Here is a 17,991-nt window from a genome sequence, read left to right as displayed (position 1 = left end):
CTCCTGGCTCCGACTTATCGAGATCGCCTCAAAAAATTGAGGCAGGAATACGGATAAGTGGTCGAGCTAGCGAGTGAGGGGGAGGCGTACTCGGTGTAAAATCAACCGGTTTGGATTGATGCTTGGCTGTCACCCTCGGTCGACTCGAGCAAAAAACTTGCATTACATACGATGCAAGGATGACCAGAAACATAACTGAGCCCACTTTCTGGATGAATCTGCCGGAAGGGGATTAAGGATTTAGAGCATGGAACTGATTCCCGTAATTTTGTCTGGCGGAGTAGGCAGCCGGTTATGGCCTGTTTCCCGGGAGGCCCATCCAAAGCCGTTCATGGATCTGCCAGATGGCCAGAATCTAATCCAGAAAACGTTCCTTCGTGCTTCGCGTCTGGAAGGTGTTGTGGAAGTTCTTACGGTGACCAACCGTGAGCTCCTGTTCAAGACCGAAGACGAGTACGGTGCGGTCAACACGCACAAGCACTCGCAAGGTTTCATCCTTGAGCCTTTCGGGCGTAATACTGCTGCCGCCGTCGCTGCTGCGGCGCTTCAACTGGAAGCTTCGCATGGCCCCGACGCCCAAATGTTGGTGTTGGCGGCAGACCACCTGATCAAAGACGAAAAAGCATTTGCGGCGGCGGTAGCCAGTGCAGTTGCGCTTGCCTCCGAAGGCTGGCTGGTCACCTTTGGTATTCAACCGACCTATCCTGAAACAGGGTTCGGGTACATTGAAGCTCAAAAAGATGCGCCCCTGAAGGGTGGTCTGAAAGTTGCGCGCTTCGTCGAAAAGCCCAATCTTGAAACGGCTGAAGGCTACGTCAGCGCGGGCAACTACTATTGGAACTCCGGGATGTTCTGCTTCCGGGTTGGCACTGTGCTGGAAGAGCTTCGCCAGCATGCTCCGGACGTGGTGGAAGCCGTCAGTAAAACCATTGAAAGCTCGCGCCTTACCATCTCTGAAAAGTATCGTTGCCTGGCACTCGACGCCGATGCATTCGCAGAGGTTCCAGACATCTCCATCGATTACGCATTGATGGAGCGCTCCTCCAAGGTAGCAACCATCCCTTGTGATATTGGTTGGAGTGACATCGGTTCCTGGAACGCGGTCAGTGAACTGACCGAGCCTGATGAAGATGGCAATCGTTTTGAAGGCGAGGTGTTGTCCCACAACTCCCGTAACAATTATGTAAACAGTGAAGATCGACTGACTGCGCTGGTCGGGGTTGAGGACCTACTGGTCATCGATACCCCGGACGCGGTGATGATCGCTCACAAAGATCACGCCCAAGACGTAAAACATATTGTCAATCAGCTCAAGGCGGCCAGCCACACGGTGCATTTGCTCCATCGTACCGTTCATCGCCCTTGGGGGACCTACACAACCCTGGAAAACGGCGAGCGCTTCAAGATCAAGCGCATTGTGGTGAAGCCCAAGGCTTCGTTGTCCTTGCAGATGCACCATCACAGAAGCGAACACTGGATCGTTGTCAGCGGGATGGCTAAGGTCATCAACGATCAGCAGGAGCTGATGTTGAACACCAACGAGTCCACGTTTATTCGTGCTGGTCATCAGCACCGTTTGATGAATCCGGGGGTCATAGACCTGGTGATGATTGAAGTACAAAGTGGTGACTATCTCGGCGAGGACGATATTGTTCGTTTTGAAGATAATTACGGCCGCGTCGATAAGTAAGAGTACTGTCGCTGTTACAAGCCGGATCGGTGGATTTCCACCGGTCAGGCTTTTTTGCATCTGGGCTGGTCCTGATGCATTTCCATCCTGACGAGAAAGCAGAGCCGTTAATCGGCTTCGCTTCCACATACCTCAGCAAGAGAGCGGTATGAATACCCCGATCAAAACCCAGTGTTTCAAAGCCTATGACATTCGCGGCCAAGTGCCATCCGATCTCAATGAAGAGGTTGCTTACCGGATTGGCCGGGCCATGGTTGTCGAGCTACAGGGCAAAAACATTGTGCTGGGGCGGGACATGCGGCTCGAAAGCCCGATGCTGGCAGAGGCGATGACACGTGGTTTGCTCGAGGCAGGTGCCAACGTCATCGATATCGGCTTGTGTGGCACCGAAGAAGTCTACTTTGCCACTAGCTCGTTCAAGGCGGATGGTGGAGTGATGATCACCGCAAGTCACAATCCCAAGGGTTACAACGGGATGAAGCTTGTGAAGTCCGAATCTCGGCCTATCAGTGGCGACACCGGGCTAAATGCCATACGCGACCGTGTGGAAAGTGGTGATTTGGGAACCTTGGCTGCAAGCCCCGGCGAAGTTCGATTCGAACTGGATAAGACGACCTACATTGAGCACCTTCTCAGTTACGTCAACGTTGCGAATCTCAAACCGCTGAAAATACTTGCCGACCCGGGCAATGGCGCTGCCGGGCCAGTGTTGCGGCAGTTGGCCCAAAAGCTACCCTTCGAATGGGTGGTCATCAACGCCGAGCCCGATGGCAACTTTCCCAACGGTGTGCCCAATCCGCTTCTGCCAGAGAACCGCACGCTGACACGGCAAGCGTTGCTGGCAAACGGCTGCGACTTGGCAATTGCGTGGGATGGTGACTTCGATCGCTGCTTCTTCTTCGACCAGGATGGCCGCTTCGTCGAGGGCTATTACCTGGTTGGTCTGCTGGCGGAAATGCTGCTCAAGAAGAACCCAGGCTCCAAAATCATCCATGATCCCAGACTGACCTGGAGCACAATCGATCAGGTTCGATTGGCGGGCGGTGTTTCAGTACAATGCAAAACCGGGCATGCCTTTATCAAGGAGCGCATGCGTCTGGAGAATGCGATCTACGGCGGCGAGATGAGTGCTCACCATTATTTCCGGGATTTCGCCTACTGTGACAGCGGCATGATTCCCTGGTTATTGGTGACCGAATTGATGTCTGCGTCGGGAAAAAATCTGGCCCAGCTTGTTGATGAGCGCATTGCCGCCTATCCATGCAGTGGTGAAATCAATTATCGAGTGAACGATGTGTCAGCGGCGCTGGAAGAGGTCCTGGCACATTATTTACCTCACGGGCCTCACCTTGATCAAACCGATGGAGTCAGTCTGGAATTTTCTGACTGGCGATTTAATCTCCGAGGCTCAAATACAGAACCTCTGTTGAGATTGAATGTGGAAAGTAAAGGAGACCCAGCGCTGGTGGCGTTAAAAGTTAAAGAAATTGAGGGACTGCTGAACAGTAGAAATATGGAATGAAAAAACGGTTCTCACTTCCTGAGGGAAGGTGAGGGGCAGCGATAAGTTGGCTCTCCGATAGAGACTTACTGTTCGATTGATTAATTTAAATTGGTGAAAAAATGAGCGACAAGAAAGTAGCGTTGATTACGGGTATTACTGGTCAAGATGGTGCTTACCTTGCTGAGTTCTTGCTCAAGAAAGGTTATTCGGTACACGGTATCAAGCGCCGTGCCTCCTTGTTCAATACTCACCGTATTGACCATCTTTACCACGACCCGCATAAGAAAGGCTATGATCTGAAACTGCACTACGGCGACCTGACCGATTCGAGTAGCTTGATTCGCATTGTGCAGGAAGTACAACCAGATGAAGTTTACAACCTCGGGGCGCAAAGCCACGTTGCCGTTTCCTTCGAATCGCCAGAATATACTGCTGACACTGATGCCATGGGTACACTGCGCATCCTTGAAGCAATCCGGATCGCCGGTCTTGAGAAGAAGACCAAGTTCTATCAAGCATCCACCTCCGAGCTTTATGGTCTGGTGCAGGAAATTCCTCAGAAAGAAACCACGCCTTTCTATCCCCGCTCCCCATATGCCGTCGCCAAGATGTATGCCTATTGGATTACCGTGAACTATCGTGAGTCTTATGGCATGTATGCCTGCAACGGTATTCTCTTTAATCACGAATCGCCGATCCGTGGCGAAACCTTCGTAACCCGTAAGATCACGCGCGCCTTGGCACGTATCAAGGTCGGTCTGCAAGACTGCCTGTACCTCGGTAACATGGACGCCCTGCGTGACTGGGGTCATGCCCGTGATTACGTGGAAATGCAATGGCTTATGCTGCAACAAGAAACACCAGACGACTTTGTGATCGCGACCGGTGAACAGCATTCCGTTCGGGAGTTTGTTGAAGTTGCAGCGAAAGAAGCAGATATCAAGATTCGTTGGGAAGGCCAGGGTGTAGACGAGAAAGGTTACGACGTCGCAACCAACAAATGCATCGTTGCCGTCGACCCACGTTATTTCCGTCCTGCCGAAGTTGAGACGCTGTTGGGTGACCCAAGCAAAGCCAAAGCCAAACTGGGCTGGGTACCACGTACTACCTTCGCTGAGCTAGTAGAAGAAATGATGCGTGAAGATCTGAGTGAAGCCAAACGCGACAAGCTGGTCGCTGAACACGGCTTTAAATACTTCAAGGGTCAGGAATAAGGGGACTGGGATGATACCGGTATATCAGCCCTTTCTGGGCGGCCGCGAAAAGGAATATGTAAACCAGTGTCTAGATTCGACCTGGATTTCTTCTCGCGGAGAATTCATCTCCCGCTTTGAGAGCGAGTTTGCCCGATACATCGGCGCCGAACATGCGACCACGGTGAGCAATGGCACGGTAGCCCTGCACTTGGCAATGGCCGCTCTGGGGCTTGGGCCTGGCGATGAGGTGATTGTCCCAACGCTCACTTACGTGGCGTCGGTCAACACCATTTTGCAAACCGGGGCCAGCGTCGTGTACGCTGAGTCCCTGGCTGATACCTGGAACGTCAGCGTTCCAGACATCCGAAGCCGCATAACGCCGAAAACCAAAGCCGTCATGGTGGTGCACTTGTACGGTCTGGCGTGTGACATGGATGAAGTCGTCGCGCTGTGTAAAGAGCATAATCTGCTGCTGATCGAAGACTGCGCAGAAGCTTTCGGCTCTCTGTACAAAGGTCAGCACGTAGGGACTTTTGGCGATGTCGCCACGTTCAGCTTTTTTGGCAACAAGACCATTACCACCGGTGAGGGTGGAATGGTGGTGTCCAAGAACAAGGACATCCACGAGAGAGCCTGTCATCTTAAAAGCCAGGGTGTGTCCAAGACCCGCGAGTATTGGCACGATGAGTTGGCATTCAACTATCGGATGACCAACATTTGCGCAGCCATTGGCCTTGCCCAGTTGGAGCGTGCAGACGAGATCATCGCTCTTAAGCGTCAGGTTGCAGACTGGTATCGCGAAGCGCTCGAAGGGCTTCCGCTGCAGATGCACGCAGAGCAGCCAGGTACTCGTCACTCCTACTGGATGTGCTCGATACTGTTGGATGATCAGAGTCAGCGTCAGGCATTGCGTGATCATTTGAAGAACAAGGGCATTGAGACACGCCCTCTGTTCGCTCCTGCTCACCATATGCCACATTGCAAGACGGATGAGTCCTTCCCGGTAGCGCAGGACCTCAGCTTGCGAGGGGTGAACCTTCCAAGTTATCCGACGCTGAGCCGTGAACAGGTGCAGCAAGTCGTAGATGAAATTCGGGCTTACTTTGCCAGCTGATGTTGCGTTGGGGTTGAGGCTGGTAACAGCCTCAATTCTCATAAAATTCAAAGAGGACGAATAATGTCCAAGCTTTCGAATTTAATTATTCAGGGGAAGTAATGTTTTCGTATTTTTCTCGCGTGTGGGCTGCTCGATACTTTTGGGTGCATCTTGCTCTAGCTGATTTGCGTTCTCGCTGGCGCCGATCTTTTTTTGGCGTAACGTGGTCGATTATCCAGCCATTGGGTATGACGATACTCCTGACGCTGGTATTCAGCCGGCTGTTCAATACGGACGTATTAACCTACGCACCCTATGTTCTATCAGGAATCGTAGTTTGGGAGTTTATTTCCGCTAATACAATTGGCGGGTCATTGTCCTTCGTTCAGGCGGATGCCTACATTAAACAATGTAATCATCCCTTGGCCATTTATACCTTGCGAACAGTGCTCGGTAGTTCAATTGTGCTCATGCTGGCCAGCGTTTCGCTCTATCTCTGGGTGGCAATCATGATGCCTCAGAATTTCGGATGGAGCTGGTTGGCGACGCTAACGATATTCCCTGTCGTTGCCTTGATAGCGTGGCCTGTATCCACACTTCTATCCTACATCAGCACCCGTTTTCGCGACGTTCCCCATGCGCTTGGGCTTGTGATGCAATCATTGTGGTTTGTGTCTCCGGTGTATTTTGAAGCGAAAATGTTTCAAAACGGCGGACTGCATGCGCTGGTTGATTACAACCCGATTTATCACATTCTACAGTTGTTCAGGGCGCCGCTACTGCAAGGGGAGTGGCCAACACTTGCAAATTATACATTTAGTTTAGGTACTGCTTTGTTCTTTGGGCTAATTGCAATGTATGTTGGTTACAAAGCAGAGCGGAAGGTGATTTTTTACCTATGAGAATGAATAGAATCAATCAGATCAATGTAAAGAACGTCAATCTTCATTACGCGGCCGCGGCTTATAAGGAACGTTCATTAAAGTCCTTGCTGGCCAATATCTTCTCAAAAAAAGATGCCAACAACCACGTCGCTGATATTCATGCGCTCAAGAACATAAATGTTCAAATTGTCAGCGGCGAACGCGTGGGGCTTCTTGGACATAATGGCGCGGGCAAAAGCACATTCCTCAAGACGGTCGCCGGCTTGTATCCAATCTCCAGCGGTGAACTGGTGGTACAAGGCCAGGTTCGTTCGCTGTTTGATCTGAGCTTGGGCTTTGAACCGGATGCCACGGGACGTGAGAACATTCTCTACCGTGGTTTACTGCTTGGTTTGTCGCCAAAGTTCATGCGAGAGAAGATCGACGAGATTGTGGCGTTTGCCGATCTGGGCGAGTTTATTGATTACCCGATTAAAACGTACTCTGCCGGGATGCAGGTACGACTGGCTTTTGCTATCTCTACTACGGTTGGTGGCGACATTTTGTTGCTGGATGAAGTGATCGGTGCTGGCGATGCCAACTTTATGGCAAAGGCTAAAGTACGTATTACCAGTTTGATCGAAAAGGCCGAAATACTCGTTCTGGCTTCTCATGACTTTGGTGCCTTGCAATCCATCTGCACCCGGGGTTTGGTGTTCCATCATGGTGAGTTGTTGTTCGATGGTGAGATAACAGACGCTATAGCGGAATACAAAAAGATAAATGGACTTTCTGATGCAAACTAAGCCGTTTCGTGTCATGTGGTTGCTGAATCATGGTGCGGCTCGTCGTTTCGAGTTGCAGATGCTCAAAACCTTGGGAGTCACAGAGTTTTTTCTCCCTAAGTCATTTCCACAGGAAATCGGTTTTCGTTCGGCGAGCATAGACTATTCAGAGGATGCCAATCTGACTATTCCGGCCGAAGATCTGGCGGTGTTGAACGCGCAAAATTGGTTTGTCTCACCTTCGAAAGAGGCGTGGGAAATTGCTAATAAATATTTTGATGTGTGTTTTTTCATCTGTCATTCAAAAGGCTTTATGAATGAGGTTGCTCGATCATTTAGTGGTGCAGCAATCTGGCGTGCTTATGGTTTGGATAAAACATTAAGTTACTCCGAAGTCGTCAAGGTCCTGACCTTGGGTACACAGTCAGTAAAGAAACTTGGGCGACGCCTTTGGTTAGGCATCGCCTACGAGCATCTTGCAGATTCTGAGTCCATGTATCTGCAAAAACGAAAGGCATTTTTACCGCTGGGTTTGAGTGATTGCCGGATCAATGATGTTTGGAATGGTAGTCAGAAACACATTTTTTTTGTATGTCCGGATATTGGTTTTAGTAGCTACTATAAAAAAGTATATGAGAAATTTGTCTCAGATATGCAAGGTTTTCCATACAAGATCGGTGGCTCTCAACCGATAGAAGTGGATGATCCGAATGTGTTGGGGTTTGTCACCAACGAAGAGCACGAAAGTAATATGAGAGAGTCGCGAGTGATGTTTTATCATTCAAGCGAGCCTAACCATATTCATTATCATCCTTTCGAAGCTATTCGTGTCGGTATGCCATTGATCTTCATGAGTGGTGGCATCCTCGATCGCATGGGGGGAGCGACCCTTCCTGGCCGATGCGAGTCTGTCAAAGAAGCCAGAGAGAAAATCCGTCGCATCTTGAATGATGACTCAGCGTTCATTGAGCAAGTCCGCAGCAGCCAGGCAGTGTTGCTGGAGCCCATGCGTGCAGAGAACTGCGAAGCTGCTTGGATAAACGGTTTCAGAGAAATCCTGCAAGAGTTGGAAGTCAGCCGTTTAGAACAAAGCCAGCGGCCAATAAAACGTAAGAAAATTGCTGTTGTAGTCCCTGTCGAATATCGAGGGGGGAGCCTTCGTGGAGCCAAGTTATTGGCGGAAGCTTTGCATGAAGGGAGCAGGCAATGGGGAGAAGATGTCGACGTAGTGCTCTTGCATTTGAAGTCTGCTGACGACCAGTCGGAAGATCCTTCAGATAAGAATGAGAGGGTTCAGCAGCGCACATTTAAATGGAAAACCCTCGATGCGCAAACAGCACGTAGGGCTATGCGGTATGCCGGTCACGAAGGCTGGGAACCTGACAGCGTAAAATATATTGTCCCGGATGATGGTATCAAACAGCTTTTGGATTGTGATGCATGGATCGTTGTCTCTGATCGGGTGCAGGCTCCCTTGGTACCTCTGCGACCATGCATATTCATGGTTTATGATTATCTTCAACGATATGAAAAGGTACTTTCCAAAAACGGCGATCAAAACTTTATTAGTGCCGTGCGCAGGGCGCAGAAAGTTCTTGTTACGACTGAATTTACAAAGCAGGACGCCATTCAGTATGCCGGTGTGGAAGTAAATCGAATCGCCAAAGTGCCTATGCTCGCTCCCGATTTTTCAAAAGTTGAGCCAGAAATAGTATCGACACCTGATCATCCGTATTTCTTGTGGACAACAAATGCTGGTGCGCATAAAAATCATGAAAATGCGTTGAAAGCTCTTAAGTTTTACTATGAAACTCTGGGTGGGCAGTTTTTCTGTCATGTGACGGGTGTGAATACAGAGAATCTGCTAGAGCGTGGTTTGCCGCATCTTAAGTCCCTGTCTACACTCGTTGGTACAAGCGCTGCGTTAAAGGAAAAAGTTAAATGGCTCGGCGAACTCCCGGACTTTGAGTATCGCTGTGCTTTGGCAAATGCTACGTTTTTATGGCATGCAGGTAAAATTGATAACGGCACCTTCAGTGTTGTTGAAGCGGCTAGCTTAGGCGTGCCAGCTTTGAGTAGTAATTATCCAGCTATGCATGAGATGGATGTTCAATTTTCACTGCAGTTGTCGTGGATGAATGCTGCCGATTATAAAGAGATGGCACATAAGCTGAAAGAAATGGAATTGACTTACTTGTCCAAGAAGGCCCTGCTTCCATCGCCTGAGGTATTGGCAGAACAAGGCGTTGAGAAGTTGGCGGCACAATATTGGGGAGTCATACGAGAGTGTCTATAAAAAAATATGGTATCTACCTGGCCTACGCACCAGGTTTAGATCTTCGTCACGAAGGATTGGGTAGATACCTGGCTGCCTTCTTGAAAGGGGCAGGGGACCGAGAAGATATCCGTTTTGTACTTGTATGCCCCAGTTGGTCAAAAGAGGGGCTTGAAGATCTATTTCACAGCGAAGGTGTCTCTAAAGAGCGCTTCGAATTAGTCTCACCCTCGAAAAAGCCGATGGTGTTGCGCGTCTACGAAGCCTACATCGCTAGAAAGAAACGAAAGCGGAAGCCGGGAATATTTAAAAGAATTTCCAATGGTTTTGCCGCGATTAAAAGAGCTGCCATTGACCACGTTGAGCATCAATTGGTGACGACCGATTCTTACTCAGGGCTGATATTGCTGTTGATAGAGGGCGCTTTTCTTGCCAGCCTTCTGCTCCTGTTTAGTCCAATCATTGTGTTGGCGTTAATCGTTCTTTTTTTCATAAAATTCAAGTTTGTTTTTAAACGACTGATGCGACCGTTTCGGCGTTATGTATCACGTGCTCAAGGGGCTGTCGGGGAGCCGAAAGACGACGCTTTCATATTCCGGCTTTATAAGCGAATGGAGCGGATTGAGTCGGAGCGGATGCTTCGCTTGATTGATAACCTGGCTGATGTGAAAGCCTGGTACAGTCCTACTGCATTCTGGCCAGCCTTCAACAAAATAAATCGTCCACGCTTGATGTGTGTGCCGGATGTGGTGCTATCGGACTTCCCTGTCGGGTTCTCAAATGTGGGAGGCGAACGCTTTTTGCAGACCTATGAGGATGTCCGTAGATCGATCCAGACAGGGCAGCATTACGTTACCTATAGCAACGCGATCAAGTGGGAGACATTGGTCGATCAGTATTCGATACGCGCTTCTAATGTAGCGGTGATTCATCATGCGCCGAATATGCTAAACCAGTGGGTGACAACCCGTGGGTTTGCAGATCTGGAAGCCACCTCGCTTCATTACTCTCAAACACTTCTCGCTAGTGCGATGCGAAAATCCTCAAATAAGAACTACACTGTAGGTTTTGCAAATACTTCGTTCAAGTTCATATTTTATGCGAGTCAGTTTAGACCGAACAAAAACCTGTTGATGTTGTTGCGGACGTACGAGTTTCTTTTAAGAAAAAAATATGTCAGCCACAAACTGGTTCTGACCGGTGATCCCGAGCGGTATCCAGCTGTCAAAAAATTTATTGCCGAACACGGTTTGGAGAACGATGTTCTATGCTTGCACGGTTTGACGGTGCAGGAACTTGCGGCTTGTTACAAGTTAGCGGATCTGGCAGTAAACCCTAGCCTTAGCGAAGGTGGGTGCCCGTTCACATTCACCGAGGCGCTGTCGGTAGACACTCCTGTGGTTATGGCTCGAATCGCGGTTACCGAGGAGATACTTGATCAGCCAGAACTGCAAGATACGACATTTTTTGACCCGTTTGATTGGGAAGATATGGCTCATCGTATTGAATGGGCTCTTTCTCATCGAGAAGAGCTTCTTACACTACAGAAAAATATCTATCAGGGCCTGATTCAGCGTACCTGGACAGATGTGGTGAATGAGCATATCACCGTTCTTGAAGCTATTTCTGAAGGCGGCGGTAGCCCTTCGGAGGGCCAATAATGAGTCCAATCACAGGGATGCTGATTCTGGGGTTCGGTGGTCATGCCCGGAGTGTGGCTGACGTCGCGCTTGCATCGGGAATAACACAATTGTGTTTTATCGACGCTAAGGCTAAACAAGGCGAATCGTTTTGTTCGTTTCCAGTGAAAGCGTCAGTGGACTTTGAGCTGCCCGCAGATTGGTCAGTCATGCCGGCGGCAGGCGACAACAGAAAAAGAATAGAGCAATGTGAATGGGTCATTCAGCAAGGATGGCGGTTAGCGACACTCATCTCCTCCAGGGCCACGATAGGCGTCGGGGCCCAAATCGGTGAAGGTAGTTTTATCGCTCATCACGCACATGTTGGGCCGATGGCATCGGTGGGACGCGGCTGTATTATAAACACCGGCGCGATCGTTGAGCATGACTGCACAGTGGGTGACTACAACCACATTTCCGTCGGTGCTGTAGTTGCGGGTCGCAGTCGTGTTGGTGATCGCTGCTTCCTGGGGGCTGGCTCAACGGTGATCGATGGACTGCAGATAACAGACGATGTCATGCTGGGCGCCGGTGCGTGCGCTCATCGTAATCTGGAGCAGGCCGGTACCTATGTTGGAGTTCCCGCGAAGTTTCTGGGGCGCAAACATTGAAAATCCTGCATTTTTTCAAGACTTACTACCCCGATACCATGGGTGGTGTAGAGCAGGTTATCTTTCAGCTCGCTGAGGGGGGGAGACAGCACGGTATCGAGTCTGAAGTCCTTTATCTTAGTCCACGTGGCGCGATGCGCAATGAACGGCTCGGACATCATATGACCCACCGGTCGTATGAGAATTTTCAAGTGGCCTCAACCGGGTTTTCAATCGGGGCGATCAAGGATTTCTTCGAGCTGGCAAAACAGGCAGATATTATCCACTACCACTTTCCGTGGCCATTTATGGATATGGTGCACTTTCTAACCAGAATCAAGAAGCCAACCGTTGTCACTTATCACTCGGATATCGTGAAACAGCAGTCGTTGCTTCGACTCTATAATCCGCTCCTGCACGCGTTTCTTCGAAATGTGGACGTAATCGTTGCTTCGTCACCTAACTATGTTGCAAGCAGCGAAACGCTGGGGAAGTATGTAGATAAGGTTAAGGTCATCCCCATTGGTATAGATCGCAATACATACCCTGAGGTTACTGATGCATCGAAGGCTCATTGGCGTGAGGCGTTGGGTGAGCGCTTCTTCCTTTTCGTAGGCGCGCTTCGTTATTACAAGGGCCTTGATTTTCTTCTGGAGGCGGCACAGCAGACAAAGCTGCCTGTCGTGATCATGGGTAAAGGTCCCATGGAAGCGGCACTGAAACAGAAGGCTAAAGATGCAAAGCTGGAGAATGTCTTTTTTGTCGGTGCCTTACCTGACAGCGATAAGGCTGCATTGATGAGTCTGTGTTTCGCGTTGGTATTTCCCTCTCACCTCAGGTCCGAAGCTTTCGGGATTACCCTTCTCGAAGGAGCGATGTATGGAAAACCACTGATTTCCTGTGAAATCGGAACAGGTACGACGTACATCAATATCGAAGGTCAAACGGGCTGTGTGGCACTCCCGGGAGACAGTGTGTCTCTCGCAAGCGCTATGAAGAAGTTGTGGGATGACCCCTATGGGGCCGCCAAAATGGGAGAGAATGCTCTAAAACGTTATGAAGAGTATTTCAAGGCCGATGATATGGTTAAGTCCTACAGTGAAATATATCACTCGCTTTTGAAGTAATGAATATTGAAAGCCGAGATATAACTTAGAACGTTGCGTCTATATTGTGCTCGGAAAATGACAAAAATAGCGCGTTAAAAACCAGGCGTAGAGAATATTATGGATTTATTGGGGTTGCTTCAGCGCCGGCAGCGGGTCTTTTCTTGCTTTACCGTGTTCTTGCTGACTTTTTTAGTTCATCGGGTCATGGATATCTCCTTCTATCCTTTTGATTCGAGTTTGTACTGGGGGCTTAGTTCGCCTTCAGTTATAGTCAATTTTCCCGAAGTGGCTCGTGGATATTTTTATCCACTTGTACTGATGCCGGTTCACGCACTTGCTGATATGGTCGGTGATAACGGTAGAGTGGTTTTTCAGTTCGTATCTTCTGCTGTTTATGCTTGTTTGCTAACAGGCCCCATTGCTGATTTTTTCTTGAAGACCTTTGGCGGTAAACTGTCCTTCGCGCGACGGACAGCCTTTGCATTGCTCACATTCTTGCTGTTTCCTGGTTTATTCTTGTTTCCATTGTCTGATTTGCCCGCACTACTTATACTTATCATTAGTGTGATACTGGCGAGCCGCGCGAACTCAAAATATTGGTTGGGCTGGTTATTTCTATCCGGAGCCGCTGTCAGCGCAGCCTATAATGTTCGGACAATTTATTTGTTCGCAGCAATGGCGCTTTTTTTCGTTATTTTATTCGTGTTTATGCGAGGTAAACCTTGGCGTTTGCGCGTCTTTGGAATGCTTGTTTTCTTATTCGGCGCAGTAATCGTTGCTACGCCCCAGATGTTGATTAACAAGCGTATACATGGGACTGCTACACCATTAGTGATTGCCATGGTGAAAGGAAAACCACTGATGGCCCAGCAGCTCTATTGGGGAGTCGTAGTCCAGCGTTATGAGACCTATGCAGGTAAAGACAGTCCAGCGCCGAGTCTTTATTATCGTGATCCTGCAGGTGTCGCCCTTCGGGATCTTGATGCGTCATCGTTCTCTGAGCCTAATATGCGCGGCTATCTTTCCATGGTTCTAAGACATCCGATGCAATTTTTAGGTATTTATGGCCGGCACCTTGTTAATGGTTTGGATGTGCGTGATGGCATTGTTTATGCCGAGAAGTCATCCACAAACAAAAGTGTTGTATCGTTTCTTTGCTTTTGTCTGTTGTTTTTCTGTGTGTTGATCTATTGGTTGCGTAAGGAAAAACGATGGATTGAGGCGGCTTACCTAGCCCCCATTCTTCTGCCGGTGTTGGCTATCTTGCCTGGAGCGGTAGAGACACGATTCTTTATGCCGGTTTACCTGGTGTTGTTTGGCGCGGTTATTACCCGGTTCGAATGGGGAGCATTCAAAGCCACAATCTGCCAGCATTGGCTGATCCTTTCGTTGGTCTTTCTGTTTCTCTCTTCGGTGTCTCTGGGGATCACAAGCGCAGCAATGGCTTGCATTTCATATGAGTTGCCCTGACTGCTGATACCCGGTTTTTGGGAAGTGTGAATGATTTTACTTATGGAGCCGATTAATCTTGTTATGTCGGCTCCAAAAGCATTTTTATTTATCAGCCTGGATTTGGCTGAAGTTACATTTTCTTTATGGATGCATCTTGAGATCTTTAAGAATAACCTCTGTCAGCGCGGTTTTAGCGACGTAGACCGATGCAATTGAGGTCAAGTGTGTTGCATCGAAGGTTACCAATCCGCTCTTGCGATCGTTTCCTAAATAGGTGATGCATCCGTCTTTATTGCAAAATAGATCAGTCATTGAAAAGTATTCAAAGCCACCTTGACCATTTCCGTACTTTGCTTTAAGGGATGCATCCACTTCGAATACGGAGCTGTCCACATCGTCAATGATACGCCTTGGAGTGTACAACCAATACTTCCTTGTAATGATCTGATAGAGGCTCGCCTGATACTTGGGAACCGGACCTGCGATAACAATGTGGGACACGCCATAACTTTTCAGTAGTTTTGTCATCGCGGTATAGTCGTTCACGGTGTCATGCCCCGTGATCTGCGCAATAATAACTACTTGGGGCGCTTCTCTCTTTATAACGTCGAGTGCTGTCTGGTTGGATACTCGGCAGTACTCGGCTTCAGTTTGGAACTTGTCCGGAAGATTGGGGAAACATCCTGAACTGGCTACCTGGAGAATCGAAACGCTGTCCGGTAGTGTATGCTGAAGACCATAGTTAAGTTGCTGAACATGTGAGTCGCCCCATAAGAGAATTTTTTTGTTCGCAGTAGGTGTGTAACAACTCGGGGCTATACTACTTGCGGGAATATTGGTGGCTTTTCCTTTAAAAAAACTCTTTGTATCATAAAAGTCGCAGTCCATCCGGAAGCGGGCAGCCGTCTCGTTGTTTGTGAAGTAATTCCAGTCAGGGGCTGTATTTGCGAATGATTGCGCAAATTCTTCGCGGTCTTTTTGTCGGAATGGAAAGCCACCGTTGACAACGGTTAATGTGGCAATAGAAGCGAAAGCAATTGCGGTAACTATTAGTCCATTAAAAACTACTCTCGGGTTGGATTTTGCTCTGAACGGCTTTTCGACGAATCGATAGGTCGCCCATGCAAGTCCTACGCTTGCCAGAATAACGACTGTTCTTGTTTGTGGACTTGGTACTTCAGATTCGATAATTCTAGCGAAGGTAAGCAGCGGCCAATGCCACAGATATAGCGGGTAACTGATAAGGCCGATCCAAACAGCAATTCGGTTGTTAAAAATATACTTGTTGATCACGGCCTTAGGGCCTGAGGCGATGATTAGCACAGATCCCAACACTGGAGGGATTGCCCAATACCCTGGAAACTGAAGGCCTTTATTAATTAATACAACGGATGCTATCAATAGCCCAAGGCCGAAAATCGAGGTGAAATGAGGAATTATTAAAGATGAAGGGGCGGGCTTTCTTACTACAATGATGTAGGCTAGCACGCTGCCGCATAGCAGTTCCCAGAAACGGTATTGCGGTAAGAAAAACGCGGCAGAGGAATTAGTTGTAACTTCGACGATATTGCAGTACAGAGATGCCAGTAGCATCGGCGCAATAATTATCAGAGCGTTTAGGTTCCAGCGCCATATGAATAGCGAGATAATTGGAAAAACTAGATAAAACTGTTCCTCTACGCCAAGCGACCACAAGTGCGTGAGCGGTTTTAGCTCAGAGCTGACGTCAAAATAGCCGGACTCTTGAAATAAAATAATGTTCTGGACGAAACCAAGTCCGGCGGCTATATGTTTGTTTAGCTGTTGGAACTCAGTTGCCAGCAGTATTATCCAGCCAAACGCGAATGTCGTAGCTAATACTAGAAGCAACGCAGGAAATATTCGGCGTACTCGACGTCTGTAAAAGTCATAAAAACTGAACGTACCACTTTCCAGATTCTTGAAAATAATGCTTGAGATAAGATAGCCGGAAATTACAAAAAAAACGTCGACTCCAACAAATCCACCTGTAAGAAGGGTAGGGAAGGCATGGAAAATGACTACGGCGAGGATCGCAAAAGCTCTTAAGCCATCGATATCGGGTCGGTAGACAGGATGATAACTCTGTGGGGGTGATGTACTCACTGAAGAGCTTTTATCGATGCGTAACATTCTGGAAATATAATCCCTTCGGTGTCCATGCTTCATAGTGTTGGTAGAAGACCTGAGCAAGCTCATTTTTCGGGGACTGCGACAAAGTACAGGCGTAACCGATCCCGATCAGGCAGGCATCTTAAGGGGATGATCAGCTATCGACAATTGATTTTTAGGCTGTCGAAATCGTCGCCGATGAACGAGGTGCCATTGCTGGTGGTTTCTTTCAAATCGGTGTGTACGAAACCTGACAGTGACAATCAAGGCTTGTAGAATGCCCGTTGTCGCAATGACTCCTCCGGTCATCGGTCTTCAATTCCTTTATGTGCGGTCAAAAAATGGCTAACAGAATCATCGATAGAATCGTTTTTCTCGATGTAATGCGAATATTTGCATTTATCAGTGTGCTCATTGCTCACAAGATGTATGACTCACTGGCTTTTGCTTCTACTAATGAGGCGTTGCATGTAACTGTCCGGTATTTCGCACAGGCAATCCTTCCGTTGTGCTATGGCGGTGGTGCTGGTGTCGTTGTTTTTTTTCTGACATCTGGATATATCATCACTCACGTGCTGCAATCGGAATCGACGCTTGAGTTCTTGCTAAAAAGATTTTTCAGGATCTATCCGCTTTTTATCGTAGCGGTATTAATGGAGGGTTTATTCGATCACTACCTTAGAGGCGTCGCATTTCCCCCTTTTTCAGTATGGGTGCCACGACTTCTTTTGATCGGCGATTTTTTTGGAACTCCTTTGGCTCTTGGCGGGGTCGAGTGGACTCTCAGGCTAGAGATTGCTTTCTATATAGTTATGGCCATCGTCAAGGCATTAGGCCTGTTCAGACGCCAGAACTATTTACCTATTGTTTTTATTGCTCTTGTTGCTGCGATTGTTTTACTACCGCCTTTTCCTAGTGCCGCAAATCTTCCCTTGGCCTACCAAACGATTTACTCAACGTTTCTGTTTATGGGCGCTTGTGTTTATCTTTGGGAAACCGGAAACGCCAAAAAAAATCTATGCATCGGTGCGTTTTGTGTTTTGTTTGGCTGTTTCCTCTTTATGGTCGCCAAGTATCAACCTAACTGGAAAGAGTTTAATTATGGGCTCTATGCTGTCATGATTTTTCTATTAGGATGGAGCTTGCGACTGAGAATTGAAGATGGGCCCTTGATACGTATGATTTCCAATATGACATTCGCGGTTTACTTATTTCATAATTGGCTTTGGGGTTATATATCCTCCTTGGTGGATTATTTAGGTCTGGTTTTTATTCCCGCAAAAGCCCAGATTTTGGTTGTATTGTTCTTAGTCTGTTTCGCTATGCATAAAAGTGTGGAGCGGTATGGGTTGCGTGCAGGAAAAATATTCTTGAGTAAGTACCGCGATTCTTCGTTGCGTACAGCCTTTTCAAAAACATCTGAGCCGTTGAACGAAAGCAGATTGAATTAACGCGTGGTCGGGGTTTTCGGAAGACTGATGAGCTATTAACTAAGGTGGTCGCTCAGTGCGCCGGTATACAAAACCGCTCTCCTAGTGAAACTGCGAGGCTACGGTAAGCAAGAGGAAGGAGTAGTGGGCAACTCGATTACATTCTGTTGCCCAGACTTCTGATGAGATTTT

At 48.3% G+C, this 17,991-nt stretch carries 13 protein-coding genes; 12 read left to right on the top strand and 1 reads right to left on the bottom strand.

Annotated features, from left to right (window positions below):
- Positions 1-247 precede the first annotated feature (247 nt).
- The 11 genes from ACEN8R_RS16230 to ACEN8R_RS16180 all read left to right on the top strand — a co-directional run bounded on the left by ACEN8R_RS16230 (position 248) and on the right by ACEN8R_RS16180 (position 14,257).
- A complete protein-coding gene (locus tag ACEN8R_RS16230) occupies positions 248-1,690 on the top strand; it encodes a mannose-1-phosphate guanylyltransferase/mannose-6-phosphate isomerase (RefSeq protein WP_026286698.1) in 1,443 nt (480 codons plus the stop codon).
- A 148-nt stretch (positions 1,691-1,838) separates the two neighbouring features.
- Positions 1,839-3,212 carry a phosphohexomutase domain-containing protein gene (locus ACEN8R_RS16225; RefSeq protein WP_018929844.1) on the top strand — a complete coding sequence of 458 codons (1,374 nt, stop codon included), beginning with the start codon at positions 1,839-1,841 and terminating at the stop codon, positions 3,210-3,212.
- A 101-nt stretch (positions 3,213-3,313) separates the two neighbouring features.
- The gene (gmd, locus tag ACEN8R_RS16220) at positions 3,314-4,408 is read left to right on the top strand and encodes a GDP-mannose 4,6-dehydratase (RefSeq protein ID WP_018929843.1); all 1,095 of its coding nucleotides are present in this window, start codon (positions 3,314-3,316) and stop codon (positions 4,406-4,408) included.
- 10 nt (positions 4,409-4,418) lie between these two features.
- On the top strand, positions 4,419-5,504 hold the full coding sequence (locus ACEN8R_RS16215; RefSeq protein WP_018929842.1) for a DegT/DnrJ/EryC1/StrS family aminotransferase: 1,086 nt from the start codon (positions 4,419-4,421) through the stop codon (positions 5,502-5,504).
- Positions 5,505-5,605: 101 nt separating this feature from the next.
- On the top strand, positions 5,606-6,388 hold the full coding sequence (locus ACEN8R_RS16210) for an ABC transporter permease (RefSeq protein ID WP_026286697.1): 783 nt from the start codon (positions 5,606-5,608) through the stop codon (positions 6,386-6,388).
- A complete protein-coding gene (locus ACEN8R_RS16205) occupies positions 6,385-7,155 on the top strand; it encodes an ABC transporter ATP-binding protein (protein WP_018929840.1) in 771 nt (256 codons plus the stop codon). Before ACEN8R_RS16210 ends, ACEN8R_RS16205 begins: the two co-directional genes overlap by 4 nt.
- On the top strand, positions 7,145-9,430 hold the full coding sequence (locus tag ACEN8R_RS16200) for a glycosyltransferase (protein WP_018929839.1): 2,286 nt from the start codon (positions 7,145-7,147) through the stop codon (positions 9,428-9,430). The genes ACEN8R_RS16205 and ACEN8R_RS16200 overlap by 11 nt, the downstream gene beginning before the upstream one ends.
- Positions 9,421-11,070: a glycosyltransferase gene (locus ACEN8R_RS16195; RefSeq protein ID WP_245220370.1), complete on the top strand. Its 1,650-nt coding sequence runs from the start codon at positions 9,421-9,423 to the stop codon at positions 11,068-11,070. The genes ACEN8R_RS16200 and ACEN8R_RS16195 overlap by 10 nt, the downstream gene beginning before the upstream one ends.
- Positions 11,070-11,699: an acetyltransferase gene (locus ACEN8R_RS16190; RefSeq protein WP_018929837.1), complete on the top strand. Its 630-nt coding sequence runs from the start codon at positions 11,070-11,072 to the stop codon at positions 11,697-11,699. The genes ACEN8R_RS16195 and ACEN8R_RS16190 overlap by 1 nt, the downstream gene beginning before the upstream one ends.
- A gap of 38 nt (positions 11,700-11,737) precedes the next feature.
- Positions 11,738-12,805 carry a glycosyltransferase family 4 protein gene (locus ACEN8R_RS16185; protein WP_050563968.1) on the top strand — a complete coding sequence of 356 codons (1,068 nt, stop codon included), beginning with the start codon at positions 11,738-11,740 and terminating at the stop codon, positions 12,803-12,805.
- 99 nt (positions 12,806-12,904) lie between these two features.
- Positions 12,905-14,257, top strand: a complete 1,353-nt coding sequence (locus ACEN8R_RS16180) for a hypothetical protein (RefSeq protein WP_018929835.1) — start codon at positions 12,905-12,907, stop codon at positions 14,255-14,257.
- Positions 14,258-14,380: 123 nt separating this feature from the next.
- Here the strand turns inward: ACEN8R_RS16180 and ACEN8R_RS16175 are convergent, their stop codons facing one another.
- Positions 14,381-16,390 (bottom strand): acyltransferase family protein, encoded by a 2,010-nt coding sequence (locus ACEN8R_RS16175; RefSeq protein ID WP_018929834.1) that lies wholly within the window; start codon positions 16,388-16,390, stop codon positions 14,381-14,383.
- 320 nt (positions 16,391-16,710) lie between these two features.
- Here ACEN8R_RS16175 and ACEN8R_RS16170 point away from each other — a divergent pair, with 320 nt between their 5' ends.
- Complete coding sequence (locus tag ACEN8R_RS16170; protein WP_177325209.1) at positions 16,711-17,820, top strand: acyltransferase family protein; 1,110 nt, start codon at positions 16,711-16,713, stop codon at positions 17,818-17,820.
- Positions 17,821-17,991 lie beyond the last annotated feature (171 nt).

The organism is Pseudomonas sp. Pseusp15 (genome assembly GCF_059492165.1).
The sequence above is the reverse complement of the archived record's forward strand: the minus strand, read 5'-3'. Positions and strand labels throughout refer to the sequence as shown.

Excerpts from the sequence above, each read along its gene's own strand:
- ACEN8R_RS16210 (WP_026286697.1), top strand. The coding sequence starts at position 5,606 with ATGTTTTCGTATTTTTCTCGCGTGTGGGCTGCTCGATACTTTTGGGTG.
- ACEN8R_RS16185 (WP_050563968.1), top strand. The coding sequence starts at position 11,738 with ATGGGTGGTGTAGAGCAGGTTATCTTTCAGCTCGCTGAGGGGGGGAGA.
- ACEN8R_RS16230 (WP_026286698.1), top strand. The coding sequence starts at position 248 with ATGGAACTGATTCCCGTAATTTTGTCTGGCGGAGTAGGCAGCCGGTTA.
- ACEN8R_RS16190 (WP_018929837.1), top strand. The coding sequence starts at position 11,070 with ATGAGTCCAATCACAGGGATGCTGATTCTGGGGTTCGGTGGTCATGCC.
- ACEN8R_RS16205 (WP_018929840.1), top strand. The coding sequence starts at position 6,385 with ATGAGAATGAATAGAATCAATCAGATCAATGTAAAGAACGTCAATCTT.
- ACEN8R_RS16175 (WP_018929834.1), bottom strand. The coding sequence starts at position 16,390 with ATGTTACGCATCGATAAAAGCTCTTCAGTGAGTACATCACCCCCACAG.
- ACEN8R_RS16200 (WP_018929839.1), top strand. The coding sequence starts at position 7,145 with ATGCAAACTAAGCCGTTTCGTGTCATGTGGTTGCTGAATCATGGTGCG.
- ACEN8R_RS16225 (WP_018929844.1), top strand. The coding sequence starts at position 1,839 with ATGAATACCCCGATCAAAACCCAGTGTTTCAAAGCCTATGACATTCGC.
- ACEN8R_RS16215 (WP_018929842.1), top strand. The coding sequence starts at position 4,419 with ATGATACCGGTATATCAGCCCTTTCTGGGCGGCCGCGAAAAGGAATAT.
- ACEN8R_RS16180 (WP_018929835.1), top strand. The coding sequence starts at position 12,905 with ATGGATTTATTGGGGTTGCTTCAGCGCCGGCAGCGGGTCTTTTCTTGC.
- gmd (WP_018929843.1), top strand. The coding sequence starts at position 3,314 with ATGAGCGACAAGAAAGTAGCGTTGATTACGGGTATTACTGGTCAAGAT.
- ACEN8R_RS16170 (WP_177325209.1), top strand. The coding sequence starts at position 16,711 with ATGGCTAACAGAATCATCGATAGAATCGTTTTTCTCGATGTAATGCGA.